Below are 13,552 nucleotides of genomic sequence, written 5' to 3'. Positions count from 1 at the left end.
GATGACAGATCCTGATCACCGTCGCTGCGCTAGAAGCTTCCTGAGCTCCTTTACCGTTAGCCACGGTCGCATAGTGTGAATGGCCCGGTGACAGGTAGGGCAAACCATCCGCAGATCCGAGACCTTGGTCGCACCCTCATGCTTGTCGTCTGAAAGCGGAACATCGTGATGCGCTTCGATGATCCGATTACGCATCTTGGACGACCCGAAGTGCTTTTCCGGATCCAATCCACATGCCTCGCAGCATAGCCGCCCGTTCTTCTCGATGAAAAGCTTCTTCGCGAGTTCGACGACGCGGCGGCTGCGCTCACGAGACCTGTGCAGCTTTTCGACTAGGAGCCCTTCAGGGAAGCTCGTATCTTCATCCTGATCAACTGAGGCCGCAGTATCGTTCGAGAGCACTCGCTCTTTGATCGCGGCAAACTGGACTGCTGTCATGGGAAGCGCGCGGTAACCTGGATGCGCGACCTTGTAGATATCGGTCGGCATAGGAACAGGCTGCGCGAGAATATGCAGATCCTGCGGGGCAACAGAGACCCGATAATCGTCAGCCTCCCGCTTCAGACGTGCTGCAATTTGATCAACGCTTAACCGGGCATATATCGATCCGAGGCTACCGTCCTCGTTGAGCGCAAAGACCTCCTGAGCGCGCCTAAGCAAAACTTGCTCCGGCAACTTCGAAACGCCATAGGTTGTGTTCTCAACAAATCCCACAACCATCGGAGATGGGCTCGCATGGGCCCCAAGCACAAAATTGAATTGGCCCTTGTCGAAACCAGCCGGTGTCGACCGAAGGTACAGATGGTAGCGACCGTCATTCCAGACATCCTTGGCAAAATTCCAATCCTCATGCCCAAGGCCCTGAGTACCTAAGTAGTCGTCACCACCCCTCCGGCCGCCATGCGGGCGCCTCCAGCCTTGATCGTTACCAGCCATCCGAATGTATCTGAAATTTGTCATACCATGCACCTGCGTTGCTTTATGCAGCTGGCGCGGCTGTTGTGGTCCAGTCAATGATCTTCGGAGGCAATGAACATTGAGGGTTAGACGATTTCGGCATTAGCCGATCCGATATACGGTCCCCCTGCCCTCGACCTTCTCCGCGGCGATGGGCAGACCCAGCTTCTTCTTCAGCGCCCCCGAGATCGAGCCCCGAACCGTGTGCGCCAGCCATCCGGTGGCCTCGACCACTTCGGCGACCGTCGCGCCCTCGGGGCGCTGGAGCATGGCGATGATCTGCGCCTGCTTGGTGCCAGCGCGGATGGCGACGGGTTTCGCGGTGTCGGTCTCGTCGGGCATTTGAACCGGTTCCGGCTTCGGCTTCGCCTTCCGCGCGCTGGCGACGGCGCTGGCCACCAGAGGCTCGATCCCGATGGCTTCCAGCCCGGCCTCGGTCGCGATCAGCGTGGTGCCATGGCCGTCGCCGGTTTCGCGCCACAGCGGCTCGCCGCGCCGCAGGTTGGCCTCGACCTCTTCAAGCCAGCCGCGGGCGATCATCTTGCCGACCACCATCTTGGCGGCGGCACCGACCAGCCCATCGGGCAGCGGCACGGCGAGGTTCCCCGGTCGGGTCGCGGCGCGGGACAGGATCAGGGATTGGGTGTCGGACGGGGTGGTCATCGGGGCCTCCGTGGCTTTGGGCGTGCGCAGTGCACACCTTCTACGGGGGCAAGCCTCGTCCACGGACGGGGCGGGCGTCGCGCGGTGTGGGCGCGTCAGGCGGCGTGTTCGCCTTCCTTGAAGGCGATGTCGGTGATCTGGCGCAGCAGGCCCGCGTAGTGCTTCAGCGTCCCGACATGCCCCCAGTGAACCTCGTCGGGGTGGGTTTCGAAGTGGTCGTCGCTGAGGGCCTTCAGGCGATCCAGCATGGTGTCGATCTCGGCCTTGGCGGTGATGAAGGCGTCGAGGGCTTTGTCGTTCAGCTGGGCGGCGCGGTGGGTCATGGCGGGGTTCCTCGGGTGAGTTGCATCGTTTCCTTGCGATCAGACTCGCTCTGCCGCGCCCTCTAATCAACTGAATACCAAGCGATATCATTGGCTTGATCGGATTTTCGGCGCCATGAAGGGGATGAGCGAACGCGAGTACGCGGCCCATTCCGGCCTGTCTCGCGGCGGGGTGCAGAAGGCGCGCAAAAACGGGCGGCTGGTGGTCCATGACGACGGGTCGATCAACGCCGCGGCCTCGGATGTGCGGCGGGCGGAGATGTCCGCCGCAACTTCCCCTTCGCCGGGATCCTGTTCGAGGAATACTCCGGCACCGTCACCCTCTCGACCAAGGCCACCGAACGGCTGGTCCCGGCGAACGAGGGGATCGCTTTCCCGCTCGGCACGATGGACACCTTCACCACCTATGGCGGCCCCGCGAACCTGCTGGAAACCGCCAACACCATCGGCCTGCCCCTCTACGCCCGACAGCATCTCGACGAGAAGGGCCGCTGGATCGACGTCATGACCGAGGCCTCGATCCTGCCGGTGAACAAGCGGCCGCGGCTGGCCGTCCGGATCCACAGCTCGAACTGACGGACAACAGCGATGTCCGTCTTCGCCGCCGTCATGGACCGCATCTTCACCCATGCCTCCATGGCGGCCCCGGCCCTCTGGATCTCGGCTACCACCTCCGAGGAACGTCCGATCCGCATCATCCGCCGCGCGCCCGACCGCGTCACCGACTTCGGAGCTGGGCGGTTCGTCAGCGACACAACGGTGGTGGATGTACGCGTGGCCGACCTGCCCGTCCCGCGCCCGGGCGACGTGATCGTCATCGGCGCGGACAGCCATGTGATCCAGGGCGAGCCGCTGCGCGACCGCGAACGGTTGATCTGGACCCTCGATCTGCGCCCTGCGTGACCCGCGATGAAGCTGAAGCTAACCATCGATCCCGACCTCGCCGCACTCATGCAGGCGGAAATCCGTGCAGGCGAGAAGGCCGTCACCACCGCCATGCGCGAGGCGGGCGCGGGCCTGAAATCCGCCTGGCGCGGCCAGATCACCGGCGCGGGCCTCGGCACCCGGCTCGGCAACTCGATCCGGCTGGCCACCTATCCCAAGGGCAGCGAAAGTCTGAACGCGGCAGCGCTGGTCTGGTCCAACGCCCCGGTGATCGTCGGCGCGCATGACGCAGGGCCACTGATCCGGTCGCGCGACGGGTTCTGGCTGGCAATCCCCACTGCCGCCGCAGGCAAATCCACCCGCGGCGGCCGCATCACCCCCGGCGAATGGGAACGCCGCACCGGCCTGCGGCTGCGCTTCATCTATCGGCGCCGGGGGCCAAGCCTGCTGGTGGCCGAGGGGCGGCTGAACAGCAAAGGACGCGCGGTGGCGTCCCGCGCGAAAACCGGCCGCGGGCTGACCACGGTGCCGATCTTCCTCCTCGTGCCGCAGGTCAAGCTGCGGAAGCGACTGGATCTGGTGCGCGATGCCGAGCGTGCCATCGATGGCATGCCGGGGCGGATCGTCGCGGGTTGGGATCAAAATTCGTTTGAGTCGTAAGCAAGAGCCTTGACGGTCACTTCGACCGCCGAGGTAATTTTCATTAACTTCTTTTAAGGCTCTTTCTGTCCCAAGTCCCCTGGTGGGCAAAACCCAGAAGGTTCCTAAGCGAGCCAGCGATCAATTCCGTTCCAAAGGTAATTAAGTTCTGTTCCCATAGCCGCGGTCGCACTTGGGTCATCAGGCCACAACGAGCCTTGTGCGGCCCGCATCGCGTCATAGCCACCAAGTTGAGAGAGCTCCATTCCAGATTTCTGAATGGCGCGATACATCGGATCATCCAGGTCTCTGGTGAGTTCACTAAATGATCTGCCTGATTTCTTATAACTTTCGATAGCATCTTTAAACCGGGCCATCGCAGCAAACACTTCTTGCCATTCATTCATTGGTTTTGTGTACTTCATCACGCTACTCCATGGATACCCAGCAAGATCAATTAAGTGGCCAAACCGCAGCCTTCGATTCACTGGGCGTCAGAACCCTGTTCTGGGACGAAACCGCCTACTCGTCTAGTACAGAAAGCAACAGTCGTTCTCTTGCCCAAAATGCAACACGAGCCCGTGTAAACGCCTGATTAATACCATTATGCCCACCACCCGCGAAACCGTCCTCGCCGCGCTGCATGCGCGGCTGCAGCCGCTTGCCGCCCTGACCCTGCGTGACGAGGTCCTGCCCGAGCGGATCCCGGTTGCAGGGCTGATCATCCTGCGCGATGGCCAGCCCGGCGAGCCGGAGGTGACGCTGTCGCCCCTGCGCTACCACTACCAGCACCGGGCCGAGCTGGAGGTCGTCGTCCAGGCGGGCTCCGGCCGGGCAAGCGCCTTCGATGACCTGATCGCCGCCATCGGCACGGCGCTGGAAGCCGACCGGACGCTCGGCGGCCTCTGTGACTGGGTCGAACCGGAGGCACCGGCCTCGGTCGATCTGCCCGTCGAAGGCGCTGCAGCCCTGAAGGCGGCGGTGATCACCGTCGTCCTGCACTACACCACCACCGGCCCTCTGGCCTGAATTCCCCCACATAGGAGTCCCCCATGGCACGCGCACACGGCGCGCGGGCGCAAATGGCGCTTGCGTTCGAAACCGTCTACGGCACCCCACCCGCCAGCGGCTATCGGCTGATGCCCTTCGCCCGCACCACACTCGGCGCGGAACAGCCGCTGTTGAACAGCGAACTGCTTGGCTACGGCCGCGATCCCCTGGCGCCCATCAAGGACGCCGTCACGGCCGATGGTGAGGTGGTGGTACCGATCGATGTGGAGGCGTTCGGCTTCTGGCTGAAGGCCGCTTTCGGCGCCCCGACCACGACGGGGACCACGCCCAAGACCCACACCTTCCAGTCAGGGAACTGGACGCTGCCCTCGATGGCCATCGAGGTGGCCATGCCCGAGGTGCCCCGGTTCGCGATGTATGCGGGCTGCGTGATGGACCAACTGTCCTGGCAGATGAGCCGGTCGGGCCTGCTGACCGCCACGGCCCGGCTGATCGCGCAGGGCGAGGCCATCGCAGCCGCCACCGCCGCGGGCACCCCCACCGCGCTGGGCCTGCAGCGCTTTGGGCATTTCAACGGCGTGGTGAAGCGCAACGGCACGGCCTTGGGCAATGTCGTCTCGGCCGAGATCACCTATGCCAACGGCCTCGACCGGATCGAAACCATCCGCAACGACGGCAAGATCGAGGGGGCCGATCCCGGCATGGCGGCGCTGACGGGGCGGATCGAGGTGCGGTTCGCCGATAGCGCCCTCGTCACGCAAGCCATCGACGGCACGCCCTGCGAGCTCGAATTCGCCTACAGCCTCGGCGCGAATGCCAGCTTCACCTTCACGGCCCACGCCGTCTACCTGCCCGTCCCGCGGATCGAGATCCCCGGACCACAGGGCATCCAGGCCACATTTGACTGGCAGGCCGCGAAAGCCACCAGTCCCGCCCGCATGTGCACCACGGTCATGTCTCGAAGGTGGTGGAAATTGCCAGCGCGCGGCCTCCGAGCGTTTCAAGGTTCGCTTTCTCAAGCAGCGAGGTCAAGGGGCATCGGCTCGAGGGGCTGTGACAGGGTTTCCCAACCATCGACCTTGCGCATCTGGATCTGTCCCGCCGCGAGCATGGCCCAGAGCAGCATCGGCACGGTTTGCGCGCAGGGCAGCACGGTCTGGGTCTTGATGCGGCGGCGGAATTCCTCGTTCAAGCGTTCGATCGCATTGGTGGTGCGTGCCGATTTCCATTGCGACGGGTCGAGCCGGGTGAAGGTGAACAGGCGTTCGCCCGCTTCTTCGAGGCTCTCGGCCACCGCCCGGCATTTGAGCCGCCATTTCCGCACGAACGACTTCCGGCGCGTTTCGATCTCGGCGGCGCTGTCGGCGTAGACCATGTCGCGATAATCCTCGGTCAACTCGTCGTGGAGGTGCTTGGGGGCATGAGCCAACAGGTTGCGATGTTTGTGGACCGTGCAACGCTGGATGGCGAGCTCCTCGCCCCACAGCGCCACGAGGGCGGCTTCAAGCCCCGGTGCGCCATCGACGATGACGAATTCGGGCCGCTTCAGGCCCCGTGCATCGAGATCGGCGAGGAACTGGCCCCAGGCTGCGGTGCTTTCGCCGCCCGTTCAGCGGGAAAACGCCCCACTGGGGCGTTTTCTGAACCGCTTCACTCTGAATTGCGAGCAGCACCTTTTGCCCGTCGCGGCGCACCCCGAGGGCCGCCAGCACCGAGATATTCGTCGCCTTCTTGTCCAGGCGCGTCCGAACCACGGTGCCGTCGAGGATCAACCGCACGATGTCCTCATCGGCCAGGCTGCGCGCCGACCACGCCTCCCAATCCACCTTCACCTTTCGCCAGGTGCGGCTGACCACGTCCTTGCTCACGGCGCCCTCGAACAGGCTGACCAGCGCCCGCTTCACCCGACGGGTGTTGGTGCCCGCAAGGTAGACCGCCGCGATCAGAGCTTCTGCCTTCTTCGTCAGTCGACGGTAGCGCGGCAACGCCTTCGACCGCCATTCCGTGACCTTGCCGTCTTCGGCCTCGATCCGCGCGCGCGGCACCCGCAAGGTTTCGGTGCCGAAAGTTCCGGTCAGCTGGCGGTCGCGGTGCCCGTGACGATAGCCTTTCGCGGCGCCTTCCGATCGACCATAGCGCATGCGGCCGAGAAATTCGGCTAACTCTTCTTCGAACATCGTCTCAATCGTGGCCCGAACGCTCGCTCGAAGGCGATCCTCGATCGGGTCGTAGCCCGCAGCGTCAGACAGTAGCGAAAGCGTGGGGTTCTGGGTAACCTCGGTCATGGCGTGATCTCCCTGGCGGTTGGCGCCGCCGGCTGGGTGGTTGCAGTTCACCCGGAGATTACGCCGCCTTCAAATTTCCACCAATTCCGAGACACAACCTGCACCACCGTCCTCGTCAACACCGTCACGGGATACTGATCATGATCCGACTGAACCTGTCGAACCGGCCCGAATGGCTGGACCTGCTGCCCGGACTGCGCATCCTGGTGGCCCCCTTGACCACCGCGCTGATGGTCTCAGCCCGCGCCGATCCGACCATCGACGACCTTTCGGAAACCTCCAGCCAAGAGGACATGGCCCTCGCGATGGCCAAAGCCGTCGCCCGCCGCGCGGTGCTGGAATGGGAAGGGGTCGGTGACGATGACGGTAACCTCGTCCCCGTCAGCCCCGCCGGGATCGACGCCCTTCTGGACATCTGGCCGGTCTTCGAGGCCTTCCAGGCGCAATATGTCGCCCGTGGCCTGATGCTGGATCAGGAAAAAAACGCCTCCGCGCCCTCGCCGACTGGTCCTTCGGCGGGGGCGACGGCTACTGCGCGGCCTGCACGGGCCCCTGCCCCGACTGCCCCGCAAGACTGAACCGGCCGCTGACGGTCGAGGGCTGGCAGGTCTGGGACCTGACCCAGCGCCTCGGCGGCCAACTGCGCATCGCGCCGGGGGCGGTCATCGGATGGGACATGGGCGCGGCGCTGTCATTGGCGAGCGCCTTGGGCATCAACGCCCTGATCACCGCCGAACTGCTGCCTGAGATCGAGGCGGTGATGGTGCGCAAACTCAACGAGCAGATGGAAGGACGCCGGAATGGCTGAGAAGAAGGTCTCCGTCCGCCTCGTGGCGGAGGGCGGACGCCGCGTGCGCGCCGAGTTGGAGGGGATGGCCGCTGGATGGGAGGGGCTGAAGGCGGCGGGGCTATCGGCCTTGGAAGGCACAATCGCGGGCGTCGTCAGCTTCGGCGATCGGACGGCGGCGATCTTCCAGGGAGCCTATGATGCGGCCGTGGCAATCTGGGGCAGTCTGCCCGGCGCCATCGGCGATTTCGCGTTCCAGGCTGCGAACGGGCTGATCTCTGGCGTCGAGGCGATGCTGAATGGCGTTGTCACCCGTATCAACAGTTTCATCGAGACCCTGAACGCGGCGCTGGCGCTCCTCCCGGATTGGGCGACCGGCGAAGGTGGCGTGCGGATCGGCATCCTCGATCCGGTGGAACTCGGTCGCATCGGTAATCCCTTCGAGGGCGCTGCAACCGCTGCCGGTGCCGCCGCCGCGGATGCCTTCTCGGCCGCGCTGTCGCGGACCTACCTCGAGCCGCCTGACCTCGGCCTCGGGGCCATGGCCGAAGATGCCCGCGCACGGGCCGACGGTTATCGCGAAGCGGCCGGGATGCTGGCCGATGCCGCCGGTCGGCCCCTGGCCAGCTGGCAGGCGCTAAAGGATGCCGTGACCGGTACCGGAACGGAGGCTGAGACCGCCCTGGCCGATGCGGCCGCCTCGGCCGATTCCCTGACAACAGGACTGAACGACACCACCACCGCCGCCGATAGCGCGGGCGGCGCTGCACGTGACGCGGGGGCCGCTGCGGCGGAAGGCGCGGACACCGCGCTGACCGGCTGGCAGGCCGTCACCGCCGCGCTCGCCGATTACGCAGCCAAGGCGCGCGACATCGGCGGGAATATCGGCCAGGCGCTGGTCGGGGCCTTCACCTCGGCCGAGAACGCCATCGGCGACTTCGTGAAGACCGGCAAGCTCGACTTCCGCGACCTGGTCACATCCATGATCGCCGATCTTGCCAAGCTCGCGGCCCGGCGCTTCATCCTCGGCCCCATTGCCAATGCGCTCTCCGGCGCGCTGGGCGGCGCAGGCGGCATCTTCGCCAACATCCTGCATGCGGGCGGCATGGTCGGCGCCCCTGGTCCCGGACGCATGGTCCCGGCCCTAGCCTTTGCGGGTGCGCCCCGGATGCACAGCGGCGGCTGGGCCGGGCTGCGGCCGGATGAGGTGCCCGCGATCTTGCAGCGCGGGGAGCGGGTGCTCTCGCGCCGTGAGGCGGCAGGCTACGGCCAGGCAGGCGCCTCCACCGTCAACGTCACGATCAACGCCCGCGACGCCGAGAGCTTCCGCCAGTCCAAGACGCAGGTCGCCAGCGACATCGCCCGCGCCGTGTCGCTCGGTCGAAGGGGGATGTGATGGCATTTCACGAAGTCCGGTTTCCGGACAACATCAGCCGTGGCGCGCGCGGCGGTCCTGAACGGCGCACGCAGATCGTCGAACTGGCCTCGGGCGCCGAGGAACGCAACGCGAGCTGGGCCAACAGCCGCCGCCGCTATGACGTCGCTTATGGCATCCGACGTGCCGATGATCTGGCGGCGGTCGTCGCCTTCTTCGAGGCTCGCAACGGCCGACTGCATGGCTTTCGCTTCAAGGACTGGGCCGACTTCAAATCCTGCCCACCGTCCCAGACGCCAGGTCCGACCGATCAGCCCATCGGCACCGGCAACGGGGCGGCCACCCTGTTTCAGCTCACCAAGCGCTACACCTCCGGTTCGCAGTCCTGGACGCGCGCGATCACCAAGCCCGTCGCCGGGACCGTCACCATCGCGCTGAACGGCGCGCCGCAGGCCTCCGGCTGGTCGGTTTCCACGACCACCGGCCTCATCACCTTCACCACTGCGCCAGCCGCGGGCGTGGGCATCACCGCGGGTTTCGAATTCGACGTGCCCGTCCGCTTCGACACCGACGCCCTCGACGTCACCCTCGACCTCGAACGCCTCGGGTCCATCACTTCGATCCCCCTCGTGGAAATCCGCACATGAAGTCTCTGAACCCTGCGCTTCAGGCGCATCTCGACGAAGGCACCACCACTCTGTCCTGGTGCTGGCGGATCACGCGCGCCGATGGCGTGACCTTCGGCTTCACCGACCACGACCGGACCCTCACCTTCGGCGGGACCGAGTTCGAACCGGAAAGCGGGCTGACGGCCTCCGAAGTGCGGTCAGGATCGGACCTGTCGGTCGACGCGCAGGACGCGCAAGGTGTGCTGTCCTCCGACCGGATCACCGAGACCGACAAGCGGATCGCCACTTGCGGGGCGAAGTTCGCCAATGTCGCCAACTTCCGGGGCTTCCCGCACATCCCGGGCCAGGATGCGGTCCTTCGCTACGCGACGAAGGATGGCGGGCATGAAGGGGCGGTGCTGTGAAGGCCGCCGATCCTGCCCGCGTCATCGCCGTTGCGCGAACTTGGCTCGGCACGCCCTATTGGCATGCCGACGGTGTCGGGGCTATCGGGGATCCTCGAATGTTCACATTGTGGGGCCGATCACCATCATTGCCCGAAATGCTCGGATGGCTGGCTTGTGGAGAAACACGGGCGCTACGGAGACTTTTTCAGCTGCGTCCGCTACCCGGACTGCACAGGAAAGGCATCAGTGGCGGAAATCAGAGCGCGCGAGATAGGACAAGTTGGCAGTGCGGACGAACTCAGGCTCGCCGCCTCCAGGCCTGGAGCCAGAAAACAATGACATTGGTGTGCCATAAAACGGGTCGCCGCGATGCCCCATGCTCCGTGGATCAAAATGACTGATGCTCGGTGTCGAGCGAACAAGAACTTTCAAAGGAAGGAAAATCAGTGTTTGGCCTTTTCAGGAAGGAAACGCAGAGCAAGCTTCGCGTCATGGGACATGATTTAGAAGTCGTTTCGATAACTCGAGGTGGAAGGATACTTTTCACAGGAGAGGCCGCCCGAAGATTCCCTAAGGATCACTTTGAGGGCACGATCATGGAAGTTGCTTTCGCATGCAAATCCGGCAGCCCATACTTTGCCTATTACACCTGTCCGGATTATTATTTCGCCGTTGCGGCACCTGGTAGCTCCGGATCCTTTGGGGGCCCCTTCGAGACCGAGAAATTCAGATCAGCTGTCTCGCAAGCCATCGGGGCCTTTCTGGTCAAATGTTTGAGGGACACACTAAAGGTTGATGCTAGCCGGGAAATTGTCTCCTTCAGCCATAACCGCGCCCACACAAACGTACTCGCCTATATTTCTTCGATTGGTAGCTGGGCCCCGATCCAGCACAATGATGCGGAAGGTGACGATGCCTCCGAGAGAAAGGCGGCCGCCGTCGATAGTGGACGAGTGAAACTTTCTGACGTCATCGCCGTGAATGAGCTATCTCCTTCTTCCTAGCCGAGAAGTAAGAATTGGCGGCCGCGACCTTGTGTTTGCCGCCGCACATGCCGGAACGGAGCTACAAGAAGGCAAAAGAGTTAGGAGGGCGCCATGAGCTTCCCACGCTGTCTCAACCGAGCAGTTACCCCCGCCCCTACCCGCGACTGCCTGCTTATGCGTGCTGGTGCGGTTTTTCCGTGGCGGTGTTGATGTCGCGTTGATGTAGGGGCGCGAATGCAAAAAGCGCCCCGTAGGGCGCTGCGCATGTCTTTGATATGTAACAAGATATTGGTTGCGGGGGCAGGATTTGAACCTGCGGCCTTCAGGTTATGAGCCTGACGAGCTACCGGGCTGCTCCACCCCGCGTTATGTCCCGAGGGCTTTGTTTGCGATCGGGGAGTATTGTTATCGTCATGAGAGAACTGGCTTCTTACTAGGTTTGGCGGTGACCTACTCTCCCACGTCTTGAGACGCAGTACCATCGGCGTGTTGGCCCTTAACGGCCGAGTTCGGGATGGGATCGGGTGTTTAGCCAACGCTATGACCACCAAACCGAGGAAGAAGCCACGTCCAAGTCAAGGAACTGAGAAGCGCTCCTGCCGCGGATGCGGCCTCCGGCATTGCGCCGGCGCGGAGCGTTCTTCTTACTAACCAGTGTATACTTGCTTTTGATCATGAGCCTTGCTGCTACTGGATCAAATCAAGCCAATCGGGCAATTAGTACCGGTCAACTGAATGCATTGCTGCACTTACATCTCCGGCCTATCGACGTGGTGGTCTTCCACGGCCCTCAAGGGATACCTGGTTTTGAGGGGCTTCACGCTTAGATGCCTTCAGCGTTTATCCTGTCCGTTCATAGCTACCCAGCACTACCGTTGGCACGATAACTGGTCCACCAGTGGAACGTTCACCCCGGTCCTCTCGTACTAGGGGCAACTCCTCTCAAGTATCCTACACCCACGGCAGATAGGGACCGAACTGTCTCACGACGTTCTAAACCCAGCTCACGTACCTCTTTAAATGGCGAACAGCCATACCCTTGGGACCTGCTCCAGCCCCAGGATGAGATGAGCCGACATCGAGGTGCCAAACGATGCCGTCGATATGGACTCTGGGCATCATCAGCCTGTTATCCCCAGAGTACCTTTTATCCGTTGAGCGATGGCCCTCCCACTTGGGACCACCGGATCACTATGACCGACTTTCGTCTCTGCTCGACTTGTCAGTCTTGCAGTCAGGCAGGCTTTTGCCATTGCACTCAACGACCGATTTCCGACCGGTCTGAGCCTACCTTCGCGCGCCTCCGTTACGATTTGGGAGGCGACCGCCCCAGTCAAACTCCCCACCATGCAGGGTCCCGGATCCGGATGACGGACCGCGGTTAGACATCAAGAGTGCGAAGGGTGGTATCTCAGGGAGCCTCCACCGAAACTGGCGTCTCGGTTTCAAAGGCTACCACCTATCCTGCACATCACAATCCTGATGCCAGTGCAAAGCTGGAGTAAAGGTTCATGGGGTCTTTCCGTCTAACCGCGGGTAGTGTGCATCTTGACACACAGTTCAATTTCGCTGAGTCCACGTTTGAGACAGCGGGGAGATCGTTACGCCATTCGTGCAGGTCGGAACTTACCCGACAAGGAATTTCGCTACCTTAGGACCGTTATAGTTACGGCCGCCGTTTACTGGGGCTTCAATTCGGAGCTTGCACCTCCTTTTAACCTTCCAGCACCGGGCAGGCGTCAGACCCTATACGTCGCCTTACGGCTTCGCAGAGCCCTGTGTTTTAAGTAAACAGTCGCCACCCCCTAGTTTGTGCCCCCCACCCACACTTGCGTGCGAATGGGGCCTCCTTCTCGCGAACTTACGGAGGCATTTTGCCGAGTTCCTTAAACGTGGTTCTCTCAAGCGCCTTGGTATACTCTACCTGTCCACCTGTGTCGGTTTAGGGTACGGTCATATGGAGGGCTATTTCCAGGGACACCGCAGCTGCCCGACCAATCCGATAAGGTCGAACAACAGTGAGCATCCGTCACATCCTCCTGGCCCACGAATATTAACGTGGTTCCCATCGACTACGCCTTTCGGCCTCGCCTTAGGGGCCGGCTTACCCTGCTCAGATTAGCTTTAAGCAGGAACCCTTGACTTTCGGCGAGAGGGTCTCTCACCCTCTTTGTCGCTACTCATGTCAACATTCTCGCTTCTGATCACTCCACCGGATCCCTCACAGGCCGGCTTCACAGTCAGCACCGCTCCGACCAAGGCTTTCCCGAAGGAGAGCTAAAGTCGGAAGGTGCTATATCACAGAACGCTCCGCTACCACGTGCATTTCTGCACATCCAAAGCTTCGGCTCGTGGCTTGAGCCCCGTTACATCTTCGCCGCAGGATCTCTTGACTAGACCAGTGAGCTGTTACGCTATCTTTAAAGGATGGCTGCTTCTAAGCCAACCTCCTGGTTGTTTTGGAAATCCCACATGCTTTCCCACTTAGCCACGAATTGGGGGCCTTAGCTGTTGGTCAGGGTTGTTTCCTCTTCACGACGGACGTTAGCACCCGCCGTGTGTCTCCCGGATAGTACTCTGCGGTATTCGGAGTTTACTTAGACTCAGTAAGGCTGTGGGCCCCCAT

General features: G+C 62.7%; 13 protein-coding genes, 1 tRNA gene, 2 rRNA genes and 4 pseudogenes (1 of these 20 running past the window's edge). 12 read left to right on the top strand and 8 right to left on the bottom strand.

What is annotated here, in order from left to right:
• Nucleotides 1-15: 15 nt before the first annotated feature.
• The 3 genes from ACTTAG_RS03275 to ACTTAG_RS03265 form a co-directional block, all read right to left on the bottom strand.
• Nucleotides 16-936 (bottom strand): HNH endonuclease, encoded by a 921-nt coding sequence (locus ACTTAG_RS03275; RefSeq protein WP_444464168.1) that lies wholly within the window; start codon nt 934-936, stop codon nt 16-18.
• A gap of 123 nt (nt 937-1,059) precedes the next feature.
• Nucleotides 1,060-1,620: a DUF3489 domain-containing protein gene (locus ACTTAG_RS03270; protein WP_444464167.1), complete on the bottom strand. Its 561-nt coding sequence runs from the start codon at nt 1,618-1,620 to the stop codon at nt 1,060-1,062.
• Between the two features lie 95 nt (nt 1,621-1,715).
• Nucleotides 1,716-1,943 (bottom strand): hypothetical protein, encoded by a 228-nt coding sequence (locus ACTTAG_RS03265; RefSeq protein ID WP_444464166.1) that lies wholly within the window; start codon nt 1,941-1,943, stop codon nt 1,716-1,718.
• A 258-nt stretch (nt 1,944-2,201) separates the two neighbouring features.
• Between ACTTAG_RS03265 and ACTTAG_RS03260 the strand changes: the two are divergent.
• The 3 genes and pseudogenes from ACTTAG_RS03260 to ACTTAG_RS03250 all read left to right on the top strand — a co-directional run.
• Nucleotides 2,202-2,519 (top strand): annotated as a pseudogene (locus ACTTAG_RS03260) (major capsid protein); the annotation flags it as partial.
• Between the two features lie 12 nt (nt 2,520-2,531).
• Nucleotides 2,532-2,846 carry a head-tail joining protein gene (locus tag ACTTAG_RS03255; RefSeq protein WP_444464165.1) on the top strand — a complete coding sequence of 105 codons (315 nt, stop codon included), beginning with the start codon at nt 2,532-2,534 and terminating at the stop codon, nt 2,844-2,846.
• Nucleotides 2,847-2,852: 6 nt separating this feature from the next.
• A complete protein-coding gene (locus tag ACTTAG_RS03250; RefSeq protein WP_444464164.1) occupies nt 2,853-3,488 on the top strand; it encodes a DUF6441 family protein in 636 nt (211 codons plus the stop codon).
• Between the two features lie 104 nt (nt 3,489-3,592).
• Here ACTTAG_RS03250 and ACTTAG_RS03245 read toward each other — a convergent pair whose 3' ends face one another.
• Nucleotides 3,593-3,892, bottom strand: a complete 300-nt coding sequence (locus tag ACTTAG_RS03245) for a hypothetical protein (protein ID WP_444464163.1) — start codon at nt 3,890-3,892, stop codon at nt 3,593-3,595.
• 181 nt (nt 3,893-4,073) lie between these two features.
• Here ACTTAG_RS03245 and ACTTAG_RS03240 point away from each other — a divergent pair, with 181 nt between their 5' ends.
• Both ACTTAG_RS03240 and ACTTAG_RS03235 read left to right on the top strand, forming a co-directional pair.
• Complete coding sequence (locus ACTTAG_RS03240; protein WP_444464162.1) at nt 4,074-4,496, top strand: acyl-CoA transferase; 423 nt, start codon at nt 4,074-4,076, stop codon at nt 4,494-4,496.
• Between the two features lie 23 nt (nt 4,497-4,519).
• A pseudogene (locus tag ACTTAG_RS03235) lies at nt 4,520-5,434 on the top strand (phage tail tube protein); the annotation flags it as partial.
• A 59-nt stretch (nt 5,435-5,493) separates the two neighbouring features.
• On the opposite strand, the pseudogene ACTTAG_RS03230 reads toward ACTTAG_RS03235, so the two are convergent.
• Nucleotides 5,494-6,763: pseudogene (locus ACTTAG_RS03230) on the bottom strand (IS256 family transposase).
• A gap of 140 nt (nt 6,764-6,903) precedes the next feature.
• On the opposite strand from ACTTAG_RS03230, the gene ACTTAG_RS03225 reads away from it, so the two are divergent.
• The 7 genes and pseudogenes from ACTTAG_RS03225 to ACTTAG_RS03195 all read left to right on the top strand — a co-directional run bounded on the left by ACTTAG_RS03225 (nt 6,904) and on the right by ACTTAG_RS03195 (nt 10,944).
• Nucleotides 6,904-7,341, top strand: coding sequence for a hypothetical protein (locus ACTTAG_RS03225; RefSeq protein ID WP_444464161.1), 438 nt, complete (start codon nt 6,904-6,906; stop codon nt 7,339-7,341).
• The gene (locus ACTTAG_RS03220; RefSeq protein WP_444465183.1) at nt 7,338-7,571 is read left to right on the top strand and encodes a DUF7697 family protein; all 234 of its coding nucleotides are present in this window, start codon (nt 7,338-7,340) and stop codon (nt 7,569-7,571) included. The genes ACTTAG_RS03225 and ACTTAG_RS03220 overlap by 4 nt, the downstream gene beginning before the upstream one ends.
• A 55-nt stretch (nt 7,572-7,626) precedes the next feature.
• A pseudogene (locus ACTTAG_RS03215) lies at nt 7,627-8,946 on the top strand (phage tail tape measure C-terminal domain-containing protein); the annotation flags it as partial.
• Nucleotides 8,946-9,572, top strand: coding sequence for a phage distal tail protein, Rcc01695 family (locus ACTTAG_RS03210; RefSeq protein ID WP_444464160.1), 627 nt, complete (start codon nt 8,946-8,948; stop codon nt 9,570-9,572). The pseudogene ACTTAG_RS03215 and the gene ACTTAG_RS03210, both read left to right, overlap by 1 nt.
• Nucleotides 9,569-9,958: a baseplate hub domain-containing protein gene (locus ACTTAG_RS03205; protein ID WP_444464159.1), complete on the top strand. Its 390-nt coding sequence runs from the start codon at nt 9,569-9,571 to the stop codon at nt 9,956-9,958. The genes ACTTAG_RS03210 and ACTTAG_RS03205 overlap by 4 nt, the downstream gene beginning before the upstream one ends.
• A 63-nt stretch (nt 9,959-10,021) precedes the next feature.
• Nucleotides 10,022-10,279, top strand: a complete 258-nt coding sequence (locus ACTTAG_RS03200; protein WP_444465182.1) for a topoisomerase DNA-binding C4 zinc finger domain-containing protein — start codon at nt 10,022-10,024, stop codon at nt 10,277-10,279.
• A gap of 68 nt (nt 10,280-10,347) precedes the next feature.
• The gene (locus ACTTAG_RS03195; protein ID WP_444464158.1) at nt 10,348-10,944 is read left to right on the top strand and encodes a hypothetical protein; all 597 of its coding nucleotides are present in this window, start codon (nt 10,348-10,350) and stop codon (nt 10,942-10,944) included.
• A gap of 271 nt (nt 10,945-11,215) precedes the next feature.
• Here ACTTAG_RS03195 and ACTTAG_RS03190 read toward each other — a convergent pair.
• The 3 genes from ACTTAG_RS03190 to ACTTAG_RS03180 form a co-directional block, all read right to left on the bottom strand.
• Nucleotides 11,216-11,292: transfer RNA gene (locus ACTTAG_RS03190), tRNA-Met, on the bottom strand.
• A 71-nt stretch (nt 11,293-11,363) separates the two neighbouring features.
• Nucleotides 11,364-11,478: ribosomal RNA gene (rrf, locus tag ACTTAG_RS03185) — 5S ribosomal RNA — on the bottom strand.
• A 144-nt stretch (nt 11,479-11,622) separates the two neighbouring features.
• Nucleotides 11,623-13,552, bottom strand: a 23S ribosomal RNA gene (locus ACTTAG_RS03180) (it continues 894 nt past the right edge of the window).

Origin of the sequence: Rhodobacter capsulatus (assembly GCF_052363185.1) — a bacterium.
Classification (GTDB): domain Bacteria; phylum Pseudomonadota; class Alphaproteobacteria; order Rhodobacterales; family Rhodobacteraceae; genus Rhodobacter; species Rhodobacter capsulatus_E.
Note: the sequence above shows the minus strand (reverse complement) of the source record. Positions and strands in the feature narration are given on the sequence as shown.

Bases quoted from the DNA above. Each gene is read 5' to 3' on its own strand.
- ACTTAG_RS03250 (WP_444464164.1), top strand. From the start codon at position 2,853: ATGAAGCTGAAGCTAACCATCGATCCCGACCTCGCCGCACTCATGCAG.
- ACTTAG_RS03270 (WP_444464167.1), bottom strand. From the start codon at position 1,620: ATGACCACCCCGTCCGACACCCAATCCCTGATCCTGTCCCGCGCCGCG.
- ACTTAG_RS03200 (WP_444465182.1), top strand. From the start codon at position 10,022: ATGCCGACGGTGTCGGGGCTATCGGGGATCCTCGAATGTTCACATTGT.
- ACTTAG_RS03210 (WP_444464160.1), top strand. From the start codon at position 8,946: ATGGCATTTCACGAAGTCCGGTTTCCGGACAACATCAGCCGTGGCGCG.
- ACTTAG_RS03205 (WP_444464159.1), top strand. From the start codon at position 9,569: ATGAAGTCTCTGAACCCTGCGCTTCAGGCGCATCTCGACGAAGGCACC.
- ACTTAG_RS03275 (WP_444464168.1), bottom strand. From the start codon at position 936: ATGGCTGGTAACGATCAAGGCTGGAGGCGCCCGCATGGCGGCCGGAGG.
- ACTTAG_RS03255 (WP_444464165.1), top strand. From the start codon at position 2,532: ATGTCCGTCTTCGCCGCCGTCATGGACCGCATCTTCACCCATGCCTCC.
- ACTTAG_RS03245 (WP_444464163.1), bottom strand. From the start codon at position 3,892: ATGAAGTACACAAAACCAATGAATGAATGGCAAGAAGTGTTTGCTGCG.
- ACTTAG_RS03225 (WP_444464161.1), top strand. From the start codon at position 6,904: ATGATCCGACTGAACCTGTCGAACCGGCCCGAATGGCTGGACCTGCTG.
- ACTTAG_RS03265 (WP_444464166.1), bottom strand. From the start codon at position 1,943: ATGACCCACCGCGCCGCCCAGCTGAACGACAAAGCCCTCGACGCCTTC.
- ACTTAG_RS03240 (WP_444464162.1), top strand. From the start codon at position 4,074: ATGCCCACCACCCGCGAAACCGTCCTCGCCGCGCTGCATGCGCGGCTG.